The organism is Streptomyces parvus (assembly GCF_032121415.1).
GTDB classification, from domain to species: Bacteria; Actinomycetota; Actinomycetes; order Streptomycetales; family Streptomycetaceae; genus Streptomyces; species Streptomyces globisporus_A.
Genome location: NZ_CP135079.1, coordinates 5,889,953 through 5,906,633 on the forward strand (window position 1 = coordinate 5,889,953; position 16,681 = coordinate 5,906,633).

Annotated in this window: 14 protein-coding genes; 5 read left to right on the top strand and 9 right to left on the bottom strand. The window is 72.1% G+C overall.

The genetic code is table 11. The features are described 5' to 3' along the window. Nucleotides 1–446 precede the first annotated feature (446 nt). From RNL97_RS27510 to RNL97_RS27530, 5 genes are all read left to right on the top strand, one after another. A complete protein-coding gene (locus RNL97_RS27510; protein WP_078652026.1) occupies nt 447–1,331 on the top strand; it encodes a class I SAM-dependent methyltransferase in 885 nt (294 codons plus the stop codon). Between the two features lie 113 nt (nt 1,332–1,444). Next, the gene (locus RNL97_RS27515) at nt 1,445–2,008 is read left to right on the top strand and encodes an AAA family ATPase (protein ID WP_050500047.1); all 564 of its coding nucleotides are present in this window, start codon (nt 1,445–1,447) and stop codon (nt 2,006–2,008) included. 94 nt (nt 2,009–2,102) lie between these two features. Next, complete coding sequence (locus RNL97_RS27520; protein WP_030583136.1) at nt 2,103–3,050, top strand: aldo/keto reductase; 948 nt, start codon at nt 2,103–2,105, stop codon at nt 3,048–3,050. Nucleotides 3,051–3,170: 120 nt separating this feature from the next. Continuing rightward, complete coding sequence (locus RNL97_RS27525) at nt 3,171–5,039, top strand: ABC transporter ATP-binding protein (protein WP_063834860.1); 1,869 nt, start codon at nt 3,171–3,173, stop codon at nt 5,037–5,039. Then, the gene (locus RNL97_RS27530; protein WP_050500046.1) at nt 5,036–6,850 is read left to right on the top strand and encodes an ABC transporter ATP-binding protein; all 1,815 of its coding nucleotides are present in this window, start codon (nt 5,036–5,038) and stop codon (nt 6,848–6,850) included. Before RNL97_RS27525 ends, RNL97_RS27530 begins: the two co-directional genes overlap by 4 nt. A 54-nt stretch (nt 6,851–6,904) precedes the next feature. Here RNL97_RS27530 and RNL97_RS27535 read toward each other — a convergent pair whose 3' ends face one another. The 9 genes from RNL97_RS27535 to RNL97_RS27575 form a co-directional block, all read right to left on the bottom strand. Further along, nucleotides 6,905–8,440, bottom strand: coding sequence for a peptide MFS transporter (locus RNL97_RS27535; protein ID WP_030583127.1), 1,536 nt, complete (start codon nt 8,438–8,440; stop codon nt 6,905–6,907). Between the two features lie 24 nt (nt 8,441–8,464). After that, nucleotides 8,465–8,650: a Trm112 family protein gene (locus RNL97_RS27540; protein ID WP_030583124.1), complete on the bottom strand. Its 186-nt coding sequence runs from the start codon at nt 8,648–8,650 to the stop codon at nt 8,465–8,467. A gap of 92 nt (nt 8,651–8,742) precedes the next feature. Next, entirely contained in the window at nt 8,743–10,995 is a 2,253-nt protein-coding gene (gene pabB, locus RNL97_RS27545) for an aminodeoxychorismate synthase component I (protein ID WP_078652025.1), read from the bottom strand. 47 nt (nt 10,996–11,042) lie between these two features. Next, on the bottom strand, nt 11,043–11,780 hold the full coding sequence (locus RNL97_RS27550) for an SDR family oxidoreductase (protein ID WP_234313399.1): 738 nt from the start codon (nt 11,778–11,780) through the stop codon (nt 11,043–11,045). Nucleotides 11,781–11,839: 59 nt separating this feature from the next. Next, on the bottom strand, nt 11,840–12,817 hold the full coding sequence (locus RNL97_RS27555) for an ACP S-malonyltransferase (RefSeq protein ID WP_313751322.1): 978 nt from the start codon (nt 12,815–12,817) through the stop codon (nt 11,840–11,842). Next, nucleotides 12,814–14,292, bottom strand: coding sequence for a class I adenylate-forming enzyme family protein (locus RNL97_RS27560; protein WP_313751323.1), 1,479 nt, complete (start codon nt 14,290–14,292; stop codon nt 12,814–12,816). The genes RNL97_RS27555 and RNL97_RS27560 overlap by 4 nt, the downstream gene beginning before the upstream one ends. Then, nucleotides 14,289–15,107 (bottom strand): beta-ketoacyl-[acyl-carrier-protein] synthase family protein, encoded by an 819-nt coding sequence (locus RNL97_RS27565; protein ID WP_313751324.1) that lies wholly within the window; start codon nt 15,105–15,107, stop codon nt 14,289–14,291. The genes RNL97_RS27560 and RNL97_RS27565 overlap by 4 nt, the downstream gene beginning before the upstream one ends. Next, a complete protein-coding gene (locus RNL97_RS27570) occupies nt 15,100–16,317 on the bottom strand; it encodes a beta-ketoacyl synthase N-terminal-like domain-containing protein (protein WP_050500044.1) in 1,218 nt (405 codons plus the stop codon). The genes RNL97_RS27565 and RNL97_RS27570 overlap by 8 nt, the downstream gene beginning before the upstream one ends. Continuing rightward, nucleotides 16,314–16,601 carry an acyl carrier protein gene (locus tag RNL97_RS27575; protein WP_158709126.1) on the bottom strand — a complete coding sequence of 96 codons (288 nt, stop codon included), beginning with the start codon at nt 16,599–16,601 and terminating at the stop codon, nt 16,314–16,316. Before RNL97_RS27575 ends, RNL97_RS27570 begins: the two co-directional genes overlap by 4 nt. Between the last annotated feature and the right edge of the window lie 80 nt (nt 16,602–16,681).

Genomic DNA, 16,681 nt, shown 5'->3' on the forward strand with positions numbered 1-16,681 from the left:
GCGATTGCAGGATGCGTGGGTGAGTACAGCGTGCAATTTCGGCCAAACTGTGATCGGCGGGATGCGGATGCCCTTCTCGTGGCGGCCGGAGGCGCCGGGAACCTGGACGAGTTCATGCCCCGGTGAAAGGCTGCGAGGAGTCCGTGCGCACACGCCTCCCGGCCATGCGATGTCGAAAAACCGGATTGACGTCCGGTTTCTGTGGGGCCCGAAAACGATGGGCGCTGGGGGAATCCGGGCAGAATCGGACAATGTCTGCCCGGGGTGCTCCTCGCCAGTGTTGACCATCGGAGTCGCGCGGGACATGCTGTGTCGGCGGGGGCACGGGTATGGCTGCAGCCCTTTGGGCGGCACACTCCGCCATGAGGCGAGAAACAACGAAATCCCCCTGACGCGCCCGTACGGCCATCCCGTTCGAAACGACCGCCAGAAAGGGGCTGTTCGTCATGCCGGACAACAGATCCGAGCTGAAGGCGTTGAAGGCGACGAGATATACGTCCACGGTTCGCGCGTCCAGTGCTCTCGATCAATTGCGGGCTTCCGGTTACCGGGCGGGTCTGCGCATTCTTGATCTGACGGACCGGCTGCGCGGCAGGGACCATGAGTTACTGCCGCCGCGCAGATACCGTCGTTTCATCGGGAACGGCGACTTCCTGAAGGTCGGGCGGCAGATCACCGACTACATGCGGGAAGAGCTGGGGGTCGGGCCGTCGCACGATGTGCTGGACGCCGGTTGCGGCGCCGGACGGATCGCGGTTCCGCTCACCGAAGTCCTCGGCGAGAAGGGCTCGTATCTCGGCTTCGACATCGTCCCGCACGCCATTGAGTGGTGCTCGTCCGCCATCACGGCGAAGTATCCCAATTTTCGATTCGAGCATGTCGACATCCGTCAGGACATCTATAATCCCGACGGGAAGCTGTCGGCTGCGGACTTCCGATTTCCGGCCGAGGACTCGGCGTTCGACGTGGTGGCGATGGTGGGGCTCATCAGTCACCTGCTGCCGCCCGAGCTGGACAATTACCTGACCGAGGCGGCCCGTGTGCTGCGCCCCGGCGGCATGTGCTTCGCAACGGCCTATCTGGTCGATGACAAGGTGGCCGAAAACATCGCCCAGGGGCGTACGGCATTCACCTTCACGAACGATCATGGCGAATACTACGTGCATTCGAAGGCGGAGCCGACCTACGCCATCGCCTACCGGGTCGAGTATCTGCGTGCCGCGGCCGAGCGATATGGTCTGCACCTGCGGCGAGAACCGAAGCCGGGTACGTGGGGCACCTCGACCGAGAGGCCGGCCTCGATGGACCTGCTCGTCCTCGAACGAGGCTGAGTGCGCAGGGCGCCGAATTCCCGCGCCGGCCACGCGGTCGGCGTCTGCCGGATTCGCTGAACCGGCGGCTGCTTCCGTGCGACCGAATACACGAGAGAGGAAAAACTTTCCCCATGGCAGACAACATTCCGGGTGGCGGAGGCAGCGGGGGCGTCCTCGTCCTGTCGGGCATCTCCGCGGCGGGCAAGTCGACCGTCGCACAGGCTCTGGCCGAGCGGTTGGACCGCTCTGTCCACGTGCGTGGGGACTTCTTCCGCCGCATGATCGTCAATGGCCAGGTCAACATGACTGCCGATCCGGAGCCGGAAGCCCTGGCGCAGCTCCGTCTCCGGCACAGGCTGGCGGCGGCGTCCGCCGACGCGTACTGCCAGGCGGGCTTCACCGCGATCCTCCAGGACATCCTCCTCGGTGAGCACCTCCAGGAGATCACCGAGACGATCAGGAGCCGGCCGCTGGCCGTGGTCGTCCTGGCTCCCCACCCCGACGCCGTGCTGGCGCGGGAGGAGAAGCGCGCCAAGACCGGGTACGGCCCGGACTGGCAGCCCAAGGACCTCGACTCGGTGCTTCGCGGAAGCACCCCGGAGATCGGGCTCTGGCTGGACACATCCGACCAGACGGTGGACCAGACCGTGGACGAGATCCTCAAGCGGGCCTGGACCGAGGGCGCCGTTTCCTGAACGTCCAAGGGCCGGTTCGTGTCCACCGCATCGGTGGACACGAACCGGCCCTTCTCCCATCGACGGAGCAGAAACCCCGGACAGGAGAAGAGAGTTGCGCACCACGGAAGCAGGTCAGGGCGGGCGGCGCGTCGGTGTCGTGGGACTCGGCTGCATGGGGATGTCCTATGCGTACGATCCCCACGGACGGGACGACGCCGCATCGATCGCGGCCATCCACCGTGCACTCGACCTGGGCGCGGATCTGATCGACACCGCCGACGTCTACGGCCCCCACACGAATGAGGAGCTGGTGGGCCGCGCCCTCGCGGGCCGTCGCGACCGCGCGTTCCTCGCGACCAAGGTGGGCTTCGTGCCCGGCGAGCGGAGGCTGCGCAAGGACGGCAGACCCGAGCACATCAGGGCGGCGATCGACGCCAGCCTGCGCCGGCTGGGCACCGACACCATCGACCTCTACCAGCTCCACCGAGTCGACCCCGAGGTGCCGTTGGAGGAGACCTGGGGAGCGATGGCGGAGACGGTACGCGCCGGGAAGGTCCGTGCGCTCGGCCTCTCGGATGTCACCGTGGAGCAGGTCCGCACCGCGCAGTCGGTCCACCCGGTGGCAGCGGTGCAGGCGGAGGTCTCGCTGTGGACCCGGGACTCGCTCGCGGAGCTGGTGCCCTTCACTTCCCGCCAGTCCATCACGGTGCTCGCCTACTCCCCGCTGGGCCGCGGCTTCCTCACCGGTCGGTTCGCCTCCCGGGAGGACCTGCCGGCCGACGACTACCGTCTGGTCAACCCCCGCTTCCAGCCCGAGAACCTCGTGGCCAACCTCCCGCTGGCCGAAGCCGTGCGCAAGGTGGCCGACGGCCGGGGCGTCGCACCCTCGCAGGTCGCGCTCGCGTGGGTGCTCGCCCACGGGGAGCACATCGTGGCGATACCCGGCACCAAGAACGCCCGCTATGTGGAGGAGAACGCCGCCGCCTCCGAACTGGTCCTGACCGCCGAGGAGACGGCTCTGCTCGACGCGCTGCCGCCCCCCGCCGGAGCCCGGCAGTGACCCCTCCGTCACCCGATCGCACCGGGCCCGTCCCGCCACCCCGCCGGCACGCGGCCCCCGTGCCCCTTGCGCCTCCCGCGCCGGTGCGACGCCTGTGCGTCGCAGGAAGGAAGACCCTCCGTGTCCGATGCCGACGGGCCCTCACGCCGTAAGGGCCTGCCCGTTCTCACGGCCGCCGTACGGGAGGAGCCCTGGATCTTCGGCGCGGCACTCGCGGCCAGTGCCCTGTACGGCGTCGCTCCCGTCGCCACGTCCTGGGCGCTGGGCCGCATCACCGACCGGGTGATCCTGCCGGCCTTCGAGAGCGGAGAGACCTCCTACGCCGCCCTCGCGGCTGCCGGTGCCGCGATCTTCGCGGTCGCGATGCTGCGGGTGGTCGGAGTCATCGGGCGACGGGTGGGCGCCGGGCTGATGCAGTTCCGGCTCCAGTCCACCTACCGGCGCAAAGTCGCGCACCGCTATCTTCAGTTGCCGTTGTCATGGCATCAACGTCACTCCACCGGAAGGCTGTTGTCGACGGTCAACTCCGACGTCGAGGCGGTCTGGGCGCCGATCATTCCGCTGCCGACGGCGCTCGGTGTGGTGATCATGCTGGTGTCGGCGATCGGCTCGCTGATCCTGGTCGACCCTGTGCTGGCACTGGTGAGCATCGCGCTCTTCCCGGCGATCGGCCTGCTCAACGTCTTCTACCAGCGTCGGCTCTCCCCGCTGGCGGCGCGTGCGCAGAGCCTGCGCGCAGAGGTGGCCGACATCGCGCACGAGAGCTTCGACGGCGCGGTCGTGGTCAAGACCCTCGGGCTGGAGTCGCACGAGGCCTCGCGCATGGCGAGGCGGGCGGAGGCCCTGCGGGACGCGAACGTGGCGGTCGGCCGGATGCGGGGCCGCTTCGACCCCCTGCTGGACGCCCTGCCCAACCTCGGCATCCTGACGGTCCTCGCGGTAGGCACCGGAAGGATGGCCAGCGGGGCGATCGGCGTGGCCGAACTGGTGCAGGTGGCCTATCTGTTCACGATGATCGCGTTTCCGGTACGGGCCTTCGGCTGGGTGCTGGCGGAGCTCCCGCGCTCGGCGGTCGGCTGGGAGCGGGTGCGTGCCGTACTGGACGCCGAGGGCGACATGCCCAGCGGGGAGTTGAGGCTGACCGACCCCGGCCCGCTCAACCTCGACGCCCGAGGGGTCAGCTACGCCTACAACGGCAGCGACGTGCTGCGCGATGTGACGCTCAGCACCGGCGCGGGCAGCACCGTGGCCGTCGTGGGCCCCACGGGCTCGGGCAAGTCCACCCTGGCAGCGCTGATGGTGCGGCTGATCGACCCCGACCGCGGCGACGTGCTGATGGACGGCATGAACGCGCGGCAGATGCGTACGGGCGAGGTGGCGTCCGCGGTGGCCTTCGTCCCGCAGGAAGCGCTGCTCTTCGACGACACCGTGCGCGGCAACGTCCTGCTGGGGCTGGATCGCGAGGACGCGGCGGTCTGGGAGGCGCTGGAGGCCGCGGATGTGGCACACGTGGTGCGGGAACTGCCGGAGGCCTTGGACGCCCGGGTCGGCGAGCGCGGCGCGGCTCTCTCCGGCGGGCAGCGCCAACGCATCGCGCTGGCGAGGGCGTTGGTGCGCCGACCACGGCTGCTGGTGCTGGACGACGCGACGTCGAGCGTCGACCCGGAGGTGGAGAGCCGCATCCTCAACCGGTTGCGCAGCTCCAAGCTGCCGTCCACCGTCGTGGTGGTGGCCTACCGCAAGGCGACCATCGCGCTCGCCGACCACATCGTCTACGTGGACGGGGGGCGCGTCGCCGACGCCGGTTCGCACGCCGAACTTCTCGCCCGCTGCACGGGATACCGGTCCCTCGTCACCGCCTACGAGAGCGAGCGGAGCGAGGGGCAGGACGGCCGGCGGGCAGGGGACGGCTCCACCGGCGAGGACACGGACGGCGACGCGCGGACCGGCGCGTCGACCGCCGAAGCGGAGGAGGGACGGACCGCATGAGCCGTATCGGAAGCTCGCACCACAGCGCCACCGGCACACTGAAGCGGCTGCTCGCCACCTCGCCGACGCTCCGTCGCGGATTGATCGTCGTGCTGCTGCTCGCGCTGCTCGCCGCCGCGGGACGTGTCGTGGTCCCGATCGCGGTGCAGGTGACGCTCGACACCGGTCTCCAGGCCGACGAGGGCCCGCGAACGGACTTCGTGCTCGGCTCCGTCGCGATCTGCGCGGTGGCGGTGTTCTGCACAGCGTGGATCACCTTCCGGATGAACCACCGCCTCTACCGGGAGGTGGAGACGGCCCTCGCGGAGATGCGTAAAAACGCGTTCCGGCGGGTGCACGACCTGTCGGCGCCCGCGCTCGGCGGCGAGCAGCGCGGGGACCTGGTGGCCAGGGTGACCGGGGACGTGGACCAGTTCAGCATCTTCCTCCAGTTCGGCGGCATGATGATGGTCAGCGGCTGTCAGCTGCTGGTGGGCAGTGTGGTGATGTTCTCCTACTCCTGGGCGCTGGCTCTGACGGTGTGGGCGGTCTTCCTGCCGCTGGCCCTGATCCTGCCGCGACTGCAGAACCGGCTCTCCTTCCGCTACGCCGATGTCCGAACCCGGGCCGGGGCGATGCTCGCCACCACCGGAGAGGCCGTCGCCGGTGCGGCCGTGATCCGCGCGCACAACGCCTCCGGACTCATCGGCCGCCGTATCGACGCGGCGGTGGAGGATCACCGCAAAGCCCAGGGCAGGGCTCAGCGGCTGGTGGCCGTCACCCTCTCCAGCGGGGAGATCGCGGCGGCGCTGGCCATCGGCGCGGTGGTCAGCTTCGGTGTGGTGCTGGGCATCAACGGCCATATGACAGCGGGAGAACTGGTCGCCTTCCTCTTCCTGGTGACGCTCTTCATCGGTCCGGTGCAGATGAGTACCGAGGTGCTCAACGAGCTCCAGAACGCGCTCGCCGGGCTGCGCCGCACGCTCGCCGTCATCGAGGCGCCGCGCGAGGTCGAGGACCCGGGGGAGAAGGGCGTGGAGCTGGCCCCGGGCCCGGTGGGCGTCAGCTTCGAGGAAGTGGATTACGCCTACCCCGACGGCACGCGCGTGCTGCACGGGATCTCGGTGGAGATCGCCCCGCGCAGCCGGGTCGCCGTGGTCGGTGAGACGGGCTCGGGCAAGTCGACCTTCGTCAAACTGCTGACCAGGCTGGCCGATCCGACCTCGGGCCGGGTGCTGCTGGGCGAGGTGCCGTTGCGGGACGTGCCCCTCGACTCGCTGCGACGGCGGGTGGTGATGGTGCCGCAGGACGGCTTCCTCTTCAACACCACCGTGGGGGAGAACATCCGCTACGGCCGCACCGACGTCGGCGACGACGAGGTTCGCGGCGCGCTCGCCGACCTCGGGCTCACGGGCTGGGCCGATTCCCTCCCGCACGGGCTCGACACCGAGGCGGGCCCGCGCGGCGAGGCGCTGTCGGCGGGCGAGCGCCAGCTGGTGGCGCTCGCCCGCGCGTACCTCGCCGACCCGGACCTGCTCGTTCTGGACGAGGCGACCTCGGCCGTCGACCCGGCGACGGAGCAGCGCCTCCAGCGGGCCCTGGAGACCGCCACCCGCGGCCGTACCGCGGTCTCGGTGGCGCACCGTCTCTCCACCGCCGAGGCGGCCGACCGCGTGCTGGTCTTCGACGCGGGCCGCATCGTCCAGCAGGGCACGCACAGGGAGCTGGTGGACCGCCCCGGGCGGTACGCGGACCTGTACGCCGCGTGGCAGTCGGCGACCGGGGACACGGGGTCGCGGGCCCGAGCCGACGGGCATGCGCGGCACGCGTGAGGGGTGGCGGCCGACCGGCTGCCACCCCTCGTGCTCGGACGCGCCCGGCCGGGATCAGGTGACGCCGCGCATCAGCTTGCTGAGGCGCCCCCGGGAGACGGCGACCGCGCCCGCGCAGACCAGCGCCGCACAACCGAGCACGGCGAAGTAGACGCCGGGCGACCAGACGGTGCCCAGCTGCACCACCTGGGAGCTGAGCGCGCTGCCCATCGCCACGGAGAGGAACCACAGGCTCATCAGCTGGTTGGCGAACCGGGGCGGAGCCAGGCGGGTGGTGACGCTCAGCCCGGTGGGGCTCAGACACATCTCGGCCATGATCTGCACCAGGAACGCCACCAGCAGCCACATCGGGGAGACACGTTCGCCGCCGGCGGCCGCCATCCCGGCACCGGCCATGATCAGCGTCGCCACCCCCAGCCCGCCGAGGCCGATGGCGAACTTGACGGCGGTGCTGGGCTGCCGGGTGCCCATCCGGATCCACAGTGCCGCGAAGCCACCCGCCAGCAGGATGCTGTAGAAGGGGCCGAGCGACTGGAACCAGCTGGTGGGGAACTCCCAGCCGAAGAGGTAGCGGTCCACGTGGTCCCGGGCGAAGAGGCTGACCAGCGAGCCGCCCTGCTCGGCGATCATCCAGAACATGCTGGCCGCCAGGAAGATCCAGATGTACGCGCGCAGCCTGCTGCGGTCGACCCGGTCCAGGCCCGCCGTGCGGAACATGGTGACGAAGTAGATCAACGGGATCAGGACGGTCAGCGCTGTGACCGCCTGGATGATTCCCTTGGTGAACGACATGCCCCACAGCGCCACCAGGCCCAGGCAGAGCAGTGCGACGAAGGCGACCGCCGCCGCACAGAGCCCCAGCATCCGCCGCAGCTCCGCGGGTTCGGCGGCCCGCACCTGTTCACGGGTGAGCGCGGGCAGCCGTCGTCCGCCGCGCACGCAGACGAGCAGGCCGATCAGCATGCCGACCGCCGCGGCGCCGAACCCGGCGTGCCAGTCGATCCGTTCGCCGAGGTAGCCGGTGATGAGCGGGGCGGCGAAGGCACCGACGCTGATGCCCATGTAGAAGAGGGAGAAGCCGGCGTCGCGCCGTGAGGCGTCCCGCTCGGCGGCGTCCTGCTCCTGGTCGTAGAGCCGGCCCACCATGGTGGAGATGCTCGGCTTCAGCATGCCGGTCCCGGTGGCGACCAGCAGCAGCCCGAGGTAGGTGGCGGCGGAGCCGGACGGGAGGGCGAGGGTGCAGTGGCCCGCGGTGATCACCACACCGCCCCACAGCACCGCCCGGTACGATCCCCAGAGCCGGTCGGCCAGCCAACCACCCGGCAATGCAAGCAGGTTGACCAGCGCACCGTAGATTCCGAAGACCGCGGCGGCGAGGTGCGGGGCGAGCCCGAGCCCGCCCTGGTCCTGTGGTGCGGCGAGGAAGAGGACGAGTATCGCCCGCATCCCGTAGAAGCTGAACCGCTCCCACATCTCGACGTTCCACAGCGTGAGCAGCCCCCGTGGATGTCGATCCCGGGTGCGCCCCTTCTTCTGCGCGGTGTCCCCCGTTGTCACGGTGTCCTCGCCCTCGCCCTCCGGTTTCGACATCAGCGCCCAGTGCCGCGACCGGCCTCAGCCGGCCAGTGAGGTTTCTTCGAGTTCGTCGCTGACCAGGAGCAGCGGGATGCCGTCGACCACCCGGTAAGTGCGACCGCACTCGGCGTCCAGGCAGGTCAGCGTGGTGCCCGCCGCGTCGGGGCCGAGTCGGATCTTGCAGACGGGGCAGGCGAGGATGTCCAGCAGAAGGCTTTCGATCATGAGAGGTCCTTCGTGTCGTGAGGTGTCGTGCTGTCGGAACTGCGGTGAGGGACCGTCCGCGCGGACGGGTGCCGCGGCTCCCTCGGGCCGGTTCACATCCGGTGGTGTGCCGGGACGGGAGCGGACACGTTCGGTGGGGGACCCGCGCCGGGAGCCTCGGCCTGTCGGGGGACCTGCGCAGACGACCCCTCCGTCTTCGGGGGCTCGCGCCGTCGGGGCCCGGCCGCCGTCGCGGCGAGTACGGCCCGTACGGGTGCACGGGCCTTGAGGCGCATTTCGTCCAGCTCGGCGTACGGATCGGAGTCCAGCACGATCGCGCCGCCCGCCCCGACGCTCCAACGGCCGCCGCTGCGGACCGCGGTGCGGATGACGATGTTCAGATCGGCGCCCCCCGACAGGCCGAAATAGCCGATGGAACCGGAGTACAGCCCACGCGGCCGGCCCTCCAGGCGATCGATGATCTCCATGGTGCGCAGCTTGGGCGCCCCGGTCATCGAGCCGCCGGGGAAGCAGGCGCGTACGCAGGTCACCGCGTCCGCCGCCGGGCTGAGCCGACCGCGGATCGTCGAGACCAACTGGTGCACCGTGGCATAGGACTCCACGTGCATCATCCGGGAGACGTGGACGCTGCCGACCTCGCAGACCCGCCCCAGATCGTTGCGGAGCAGATCGACGATCATCAGGTTCTCGGCGCGCGTCTTGACGTCCTCGGCGAGGGCCCGGGCTGCGCGGACGTCCGCCTCGGGGTCGTCCTCCCGGGGCGCGGTGCCCTTGATGGGCTGGGACTCCACGAAGCCGCCGGGGGTGACGCGCAGAAAGCGCTCGGGTGAGGAGCAGGCGGCCTCCACGTCGCCCAGCCGCAGATACGCCCCGTACGGCGCCGGGTTGATGCGGCGCAGCCTGCTGTGGACCTCCAGGCCGTCCGGGTCGTCCGACAGGCCGAGGGTGTCGGTGAGGCAGACCTCGTAGCTCTGCCCGGCCCGCAATTCCGCCAGGCATTCCTGAACGTCGGCGAGATAGCGGTCCGCGCCGCGGTCGCCGGACCGGACAGGGGAGTCGGCGGGCCGAACCGGCACCGGTTCGGCCTCCGGCCGGGGCAGCCCGCGCAGCGTGTGCCCGGTCCGCTCCAGCCACTGTCGCGCCCGTGCGGTGTCGGCGGGGTCGGGGCGGGAGAGGCAGAGCAGATGGGTCTCGCCGCGCTCGTGGTCGACCGCCACCAGCCGGTCGGCGAAGATCCAGCCCGCGTCGTCGGCCGCCGAGGGGCGGGTGAGCGGGGACCCGCAGTCCGCCCGCAACTCGTAACCGAGATATCCGACATAGCCGCAGACGAAGTCGAACGGCAGATCGCAGGAGGGGATGCGGCGTCGCTCCAGCTCGTCGCGGAGATAGTCGAAGACGCTGCCGCGGACCTCGGTGGTGGCGCCGTCGGCGCCGGTGACGGCCACCGTCTGGGAACCGGCGCGGTAGCGGACGGTCTCGGCCAGCGGGCCCGAAGCGTCGCCGAGGAAGGAGAAGCGCGCCCGGCCGCGTTCCGCGCGTGAGCTGTCGAGCCAGAAGGCGTGCGCCGTGTCGGAGAAGAGATCGCGGAAGACCGCTTCGGTGTCCGGCTCCAGCGCGAGACGGCGGTGGTGCAGCCGGTACTCCACCCCGGGGCGGCCGGGGGCGCGCCCGGGGGGCGCGCCCGCGGGTCCGGTCCGGAGCGCGGGCCCGGTCGGGAGGAACGTGCGGGGACGGGAGACGGCCGTGTGCGGGGAGTGGGCGGCGGCGTGGTCGCCGGCGAGCCGCACGAAGTTGGCGATCAGCCGGTCGCCGTGCTCCGTGCAGGCGGATTCCGGGTGGAACTGCACCCCCCAGCGCGGCAGGGACCGGTGCCGCAGCCCCATCACCACCCCGTCCTCCGCCCAGGCGGTGGCTTCCAGCTCGGGCGGCAGCGGTTCGCGGACGGCCAGCGAGTGGTAGCGCACCCCGGTGAAATGCTGCGGTATGCCGGCGAACAGCTCCCGCCCCCGGTGGCGTACCGGGCTCAGCCAGCCGTGGCGCGGTTCCCACGCCCGCTCGACCCGGGCCTCACCGGCGAGCGCGAGCCCCTGGTGGCCCAGGCAGACGCCGAGGATCGGCAGCCGGGACCGCGCCAGCAGTCCGGTCAGATGCCCGAAGTCGCCGGGGACGCCCGGGTGCCCGGGGCCCGGTGAGACGACCAGCGCGTCGTACCCCGCCAGGTCGGGGCTCAGCAGTACCGGGTCGTCGTTGCTCACCACATCGGGCTCGGTCCCGGTGACCGAGGCGATCAGCTGGAGCAGGTTGTAGCTGTAGGAGTCGTAGTTGTCCACGAGTAATATCCGCATGGAGGCTCCGTTGGCTGGTCCGGGGACGTCGACATGACCGGTGGTGCTCATACGCCCATGGCCAGACCTCCGTCGACGGGGACCACCGCGCCCGTCACATAGCCGGCCGCCTCGGAGGCGAGGAAAGCGATGACCGCGGCGACCTCCTCCGGTTCGGCGGCCCGGCCCAGCGCGCTGCCGTCGACGATCCGGGCGCGCCGCGGCGCGGGCACATCCGCGGTGAGCGCGGTGCGCACAAAGCCGGGCAGCACGACGTTGCAGGTCACGCCGTGCGGCCCCAGCTCACGGGCGGCCGTCCGGCCCAGCCCGGCCAGGGCGGCCTTGGAAGCCGCGTAGTTGGCCTGTCCCGCCACGCCGAGCACGGCGGCGACCGAGGAGACCAGCACCACCCGGCCCCATCCGCCGTCGACCAGAGCGGGCGCGGCCCGTCGCAGGACGCGCCAGCTGCCGGTCAGATTGGTGTCGACGACGCGCTGGAAGGCCGCGGTCTCGGAGCGGAGGAGGAGGTTGTCCTCACGTACGCCGACGTTGCAGATCACGATCTCGACCGGTCCCTGACGCCGCTCGGTGGTCTCGAACGCGCGGTCCACGTCCGCCGTTTCGGTCACGTCGCAGCGAACCCCGCCCAGGCCCTCGGGCGCGCCGCCGCCGCGTGAGGCGACGGTCACCCGGTGGCCCTGCTCGGCCAGCGCACGGGCGGTGGCCAGTCCGATGCCTCGGCTGCCGCCGAAGACCAGAGCCGAACGCCGGGGGATGGCACGGGAGGTGCCGGCCCCTGTGGGCACCGCGGCATGATCCGGTACGGCGGCCGAGGGGGTCGGGAAGGTGTGGTGTCGGTCGGGCTTCACGGCAGCGGCACCACTTTTTCGAGCGGCTGCATGAAGTTCAGCGCGACCGGGACGGCCGCCGGATGGAGTGCGGCGGCCTTCGCCAGCACCTGCCCCGGCCCGGTGTCCACGACGGTCTCCACACCGGAGTCCAGAACAGCTCGCATCGCCTCGTTCCAGAGCACCGGGGCGGAGAGCTGCCGCAGCAGGTCGGCGCCGAGCTCGTCGGGGTCCGTGCTCGGCCGGCCCGTGGTGTTGAGAAGTACCGGCACGGTCGGCGCGGCCGGTCCGAGCGCGTCGAGCGCAGGGGCCAGTTCTTCCTGCACCGGGTCCATCAGCGGCGAGTGGGAGGCCACCCCGGCGGTCAACTCCCTTATGTGCACGTGGTCCTCCTCGGTGGACGTCTCGGCGGCCCGCGCGGCCACCCAGCGCACCGCGGCCTCGTCGCCGGAGACCACGGTCTGCCGCGGCCCGTTGAAGCAGCCGGTGACGGCCGTTCCCGCGGCGGCCGGGCAGTCCGCGCACCACTCGGCCACCCGCGCCGGTGCGACGCCGCTGATCGAGGCCATCAGCGCCGGGCGGCGGCGCGACTGCTCCGCCATCAGCCGGGCGCGGCGGGCCACCAGGACCAGCGACTCCTCGAAACCGATCGACTCGGCCGCGACAAGCGCCGCGAAGTGGCCCAGGCTGTGGCCGCCGATGAAGGCGGGCGGGGCCAGCCGCTCGCCCAGGTGGGAGCGGAGCGCGGCGCTGCCGGCCAGCGCGGTCGCCACGACCGCCGGGTGGGAGATCTCCGGGGGCGCCAGCTCACGCGCCGTTCCCGCGCGGCAGAGCCGGGCCAGGTCGAGCCCCACGGCCTTCTCCGCGCGCTCCAGCACCTCGACCGCCACCGGGAACGTACGGCACAACCGCCGTGCCATGGACGGCAGATGGGAGCCGGCGCCGGGGAACACCAGCGCGTAGCGGCCGGTCGAGAGCGCGGGCAGCGGCGTCATACGCCCGCCTCCTGCCACAGCCTGGCCATGTGCACCTTGCCCGAACCGGTCCGGGGCAGCCGCTCGGTCAGATGGAAGCGGGTGGGCACCTTGTACGAGGAGAGCAGCCGGGCGAGATGGCGCCGCAGTGCGATCTCGGTGACGGTCGGCTCGGCCGCGACGAAGGCGACGAAGGAGTCACCGGTTCGTCCCGGCGCCGGGGGCGTTGGTCTCACCCGGCACTCGCTGACTCCGGCCATCGAGGAGATGGCCCGCTCGACCTCGTCCGGGTCGACCTTGCGGCCGGCCACCGTGATACGGCGGTCGGTGCGCCCCTCCACCTCCACCAGCCCGGGGCCGGGCAGGCGGCCGGTGTCACCGGTACGGAACCAGCCCTCGCGCAGGGCCGCCGGGCCGAGATCGCGCAGCCCCCAGTAGGCGACCTCGGCCCCCTCCTGGCGCAGGTGGATATCGCCGGTGGTGTCCGGGCCGGGGTCGGTGAGCCAGGTGCCGTTCTCGTCCGAAAGGCGGGCCGTGAGGCCGGGCATCAACCGCATCGGTCCGTCGGGGTCGTCCGCGGCGAAGGCGATCTGGCCGAACTCGGTCGCCCCGTACTGGTCACGCAACGGAACGCCCACGCGTTCCCGCCAGGCGCGGGCCAGCTCGCGCGGAAGCGGCTCGCCGGCCGAGAGGCAGAGCCGAAGACCGGATGCCTCCAGCCGCTCGTCGCACTCCAGCAGGGCCCGGTAGAGGAAGGGCACGCTCTGCATCGCGGTGGCGCCGCTCTCCCGCAGGGCACGGGCCAGAGCGGCCGGTGCGGGCGGGTGGGGGGCCAGCACCAGGGTGGCACCGGTCAGCAGCGCGGGCAGCAGCGCGGCGCCGAAGGCGTACGCGTGGTGCAGCGGTGTGGTGCACAGGATCCGGTCCTCGCGGGTGAATCCGGCGCTCGCGGCGAAGTCGGCGGAGTTGGCCAGCGTGACCGGCCAGCTCTTGCGCACCACCTTGGGCAGTCCGCCGGTGCCCGAGGTGACCAGCCCGATGTACGCGGGCGCTCCGGCACGGTCGGCGAGGTCGCCCCAGGAGGCGTCCGGACGAGAGGGGACGGCGGCTCCCCCGGGTGCGCCGGCGGCTGAAGCGTCGTACCAACGCCCGAGGTCGCCCAGCTCGGCGACCTGGTCCCGTTCGGCCTCGGTGGCGCGGGCGTCGTAGAGCACGACCTCCGCGGCGTTGGCCAGCAGCGCGAGCAGCGCGACCGCGGTCCCGGGGTGGTTGCGGGCGAGCAGGCCGACTCTGGTCCGCCCACCGGTGGGTGCCGTGTAGGCGGGTCGGGCGAGCTGGACACTCTCGTACAGCGCGCCCCAGGACAGGACGGCGCTCGCGTGCTCCAGCGCCGCCCGATCGCCGTCCTGCCGGGCGCGCCGCTCCAGCAGCTCCAGCAGATCCGGCGGAGCGGTCGAGGCGGTGTCCCACGTGGTGCGGCGGTCGGCTGTGGTCATGTGCGCTCTCCCGCCACCGCGGTCAGCCGGGAGCCTCCGCAGTCCAGCTCCATCGCCCGTGCGGGGCGCGAGGACCGCCACCCGGCCAGGGCGGCGAACGGTGCGGTCACATCCGTGCCCCGGCCGCCCGTCGAGCTCGCCGTGTCGTCCCGGCGGACGGCCGGGTGGCCGCCGCCGGGGCGCCAGCCGGTCACCCCGCCCCAGCCGCCGACCGTCCCGCCGCCGCCGAGAATCGCGGCGGCGGTGGTCAGCAGCGGTACTGACTCGTCGTCGACCGTCGCGGGCTGCGGCCAGTGCGCGGCGGCCACCAACACGCTGCGGCAGCGCCCGGAACGCACCATCAGCGCCGCGTAGCCGAGCGCGTCGACGCCGGCGGCGGCGCCGGTGAGCGTCACCGCGCAGCCGTCGAGCCGCAGGGCGATGCACAGTTCACCGGTGAGCGTGTGCGGCGAGTAGTGCAGAAAGCACTCCGGCGCCAGCCAGCGCGGGCCCGGTCCCGCCAGTACCTGGGCTATGTAGGTACCGGTCGCGGCAGTGGCGCCGTCGGACGCGGTCACGCACCCCATGTTCCGTACCTCGTCGGGGGAGAGCCCCGCCTCGGCGACAGCGGCCTCGGCGGTGGCCAGCAGAGCGGGGCGCAGCAGGTCCCGCACGGCGAGCGGCATACGGGGCAACTCCTCGGCGCTCCGCGGCAGTCGGGGAACGGGCTGTGGCTCGGAGCGCACGGCGAGCCCAGCGAGGCGCACGTGCGTCGTGGCGGGGCCCGGCACGGAGCCGCCGCTCACGAAGAGGCCGGTCGCGGGGGAGTCAGTCACGGCTGAACACCACCGCCACGTTGGAACCGCCGAGTCCGCACGAGATCGTCATGCCCACCGACGGCGGTGCCTCCGGCGCGCGGTCACCGAGGTTCAGATGGTCCCAGCGCGGATCACGGTCCTCCAGGCCCAGAGTGGGCAGGACGTCGCCGCGCGCCAGCGTGAGTACGGTCATGATCGCCTCCACGGTGCCTGCGGCCCCCTGGCAGTGGCCCAGGGCGGCCTTGGTGCTCACCACCGGAACCTTCGGTAACCGGTCGCCCAACACCTCGTCGAGCGCGCGGAGTTCGGCGATGTCGCCGTGCCGGGTACCGGCCGCGTGCGCGTTGACGTAGTCGAGCAGGCCCGGTTCGGTGCGGGCGTCGGCGAGCGCGCGCCGGACGGCCTTGGTGACGCCCTCGTAGTCCGGACGCGCGGCCTGACTCGCCTCGTTGCTGCTGCCCCAGCCCCGCAACCGGGCGTAGCCGGCGCCGTTGGTGGCCGCCGTGGCCCGTTCCAGGACCATCGCGGCGCCGCACTCGGAGATCCGGATGCCGGCGCGGCGGGTGCTGAACGGGCGGCAGCCGCGCGGACTCAGGGTCCGCAGCGAGGCGAGCCCGTGGAAAGCGGTCTCGGTGACGGTGTCCACGCCGCACACCACGACCCGCTCCACGACGCCGTCCCGCAGCAGATCGGCCGCCACCCCCGACGCGGTGGCCCCGGCGGCGCTGGCATTGCCGACCTGGACGACGGGGCCGTCGACGACGGGGGCTCCGTAGGGTTCCCAGCCGGCGTTCGGATGGCTCCTGCCGCCCTCGGACCAGGCCCGCCACACCTCGGTGCCGGGGCAGCCGCCGCTGTCGGTGGAGGCCAGGACCAGCGCGGTCGGCACCTCGCGTACGCCGGTGCGTTCCCGCGCGTCGGCGAGTGCGGCCGTGACGGCGCGGTGCAGCAGGTACGGCAGTCTGGCCGCCTCGCCGGGGACGGGCGCACCGGGCTCCGCCGGCACGAAGCCGGCGATCCGTGTACCGGTGCGCGAGACGTCGAAGTGGGTGACCTCACGGAATTCGCCCTCGCCCGTCCGGCAGACGCGCCAGAGGGCCTCGACGCCCACGCCGCCCGGGGACAGCACCCCGAGCCCGGTCACCACAGGGGCGCGGTCGGCGTCGGCTCCGGTCTCCGCGACACCGACGCTCGCGGCTCGCGCGGCCCTCGCTCCCGCGGTGCTCACGCTGTCTCCGCGGGGGCGTGGCCGTGGGCGTCGAGATAGCGGACGAGTGCGTCGACCGAGTCCGCGATCTCCCACAGCTCTCCGTCGGTGATGCGCTCGACCTCGAAGTCGCGCTCCAGCGCGGCGAGTACGACCACGACGTCCAGGGAGTCGATGCCCACGTCGTGAAACTTCTCGCCGCGGTCCAGGGCGTGGGCGAGCTGGGTCCCGATCCGCGCGCCCAGACGGTCGCGCACCAGCGCTTCCGTCCGGCCGGCGGCCGAACCCCGCCGATCGTCCTGCATAGCCTCTTCCTCTCCGTGGTCGGTGCCGCTCCGGCTGATGCCGGTCCCGTGTCCGATGTCCTGCGTGCGGTGTCCCGCCC

Coding starts and splice junctions, on each gene's coding strand:
- RNL97_RS27575 (WP_158709126.1), bottom strand. CDS start 16,601: ATGCAGGACGATCGGCGGGGTTCGGCCGCCGGCCGGACGGAAGCGCTG.
- RNL97_RS27510 (WP_078652026.1), top strand. CDS start 447: ATGCCGGACAACAGATCCGAGCTGAAGGCGTTGAAGGCGACGAGATAT.
- RNL97_RS27535 (WP_030583127.1), bottom strand. CDS start 8,440: ATGTCGAAACCGGAGGGCGAGGGCGAGGACACCGTGACAACGGGGGAC.
- pabB (WP_078652025.1), bottom strand. CDS start 10,995: ATGCGGATATTACTCGTGGACAACTACGACTCCTACAGCTACAACCTG.
- RNL97_RS27560 (WP_313751323.1), bottom strand. CDS start 14,292: ATGACCACAGCCGACCGCCGCACCACGTGGGACACCGCCTCGACCGCT.
- RNL97_RS27515 (WP_050500047.1), top strand. CDS start 1,445: ATGGCAGACAACATTCCGGGTGGCGGAGGCAGCGGGGGCGTCCTCGTC.
- RNL97_RS27530 (WP_050500046.1), top strand. CDS start 5,036: ATGAGCCGTATCGGAAGCTCGCACCACAGCGCCACCGGCACACTGAAG.
- RNL97_RS27555 (WP_313751322.1), bottom strand. CDS start 12,817: ATGACGCCGCTGCCCGCGCTCTCGACCGGCCGCTACGCGCTGGTGTTC.
- RNL97_RS27540 (WP_030583124.1), bottom strand. CDS start 8,650: ATGATCGAAAGCCTTCTGCTGGACATCCTCGCCTGCCCCGTCTGCAAG.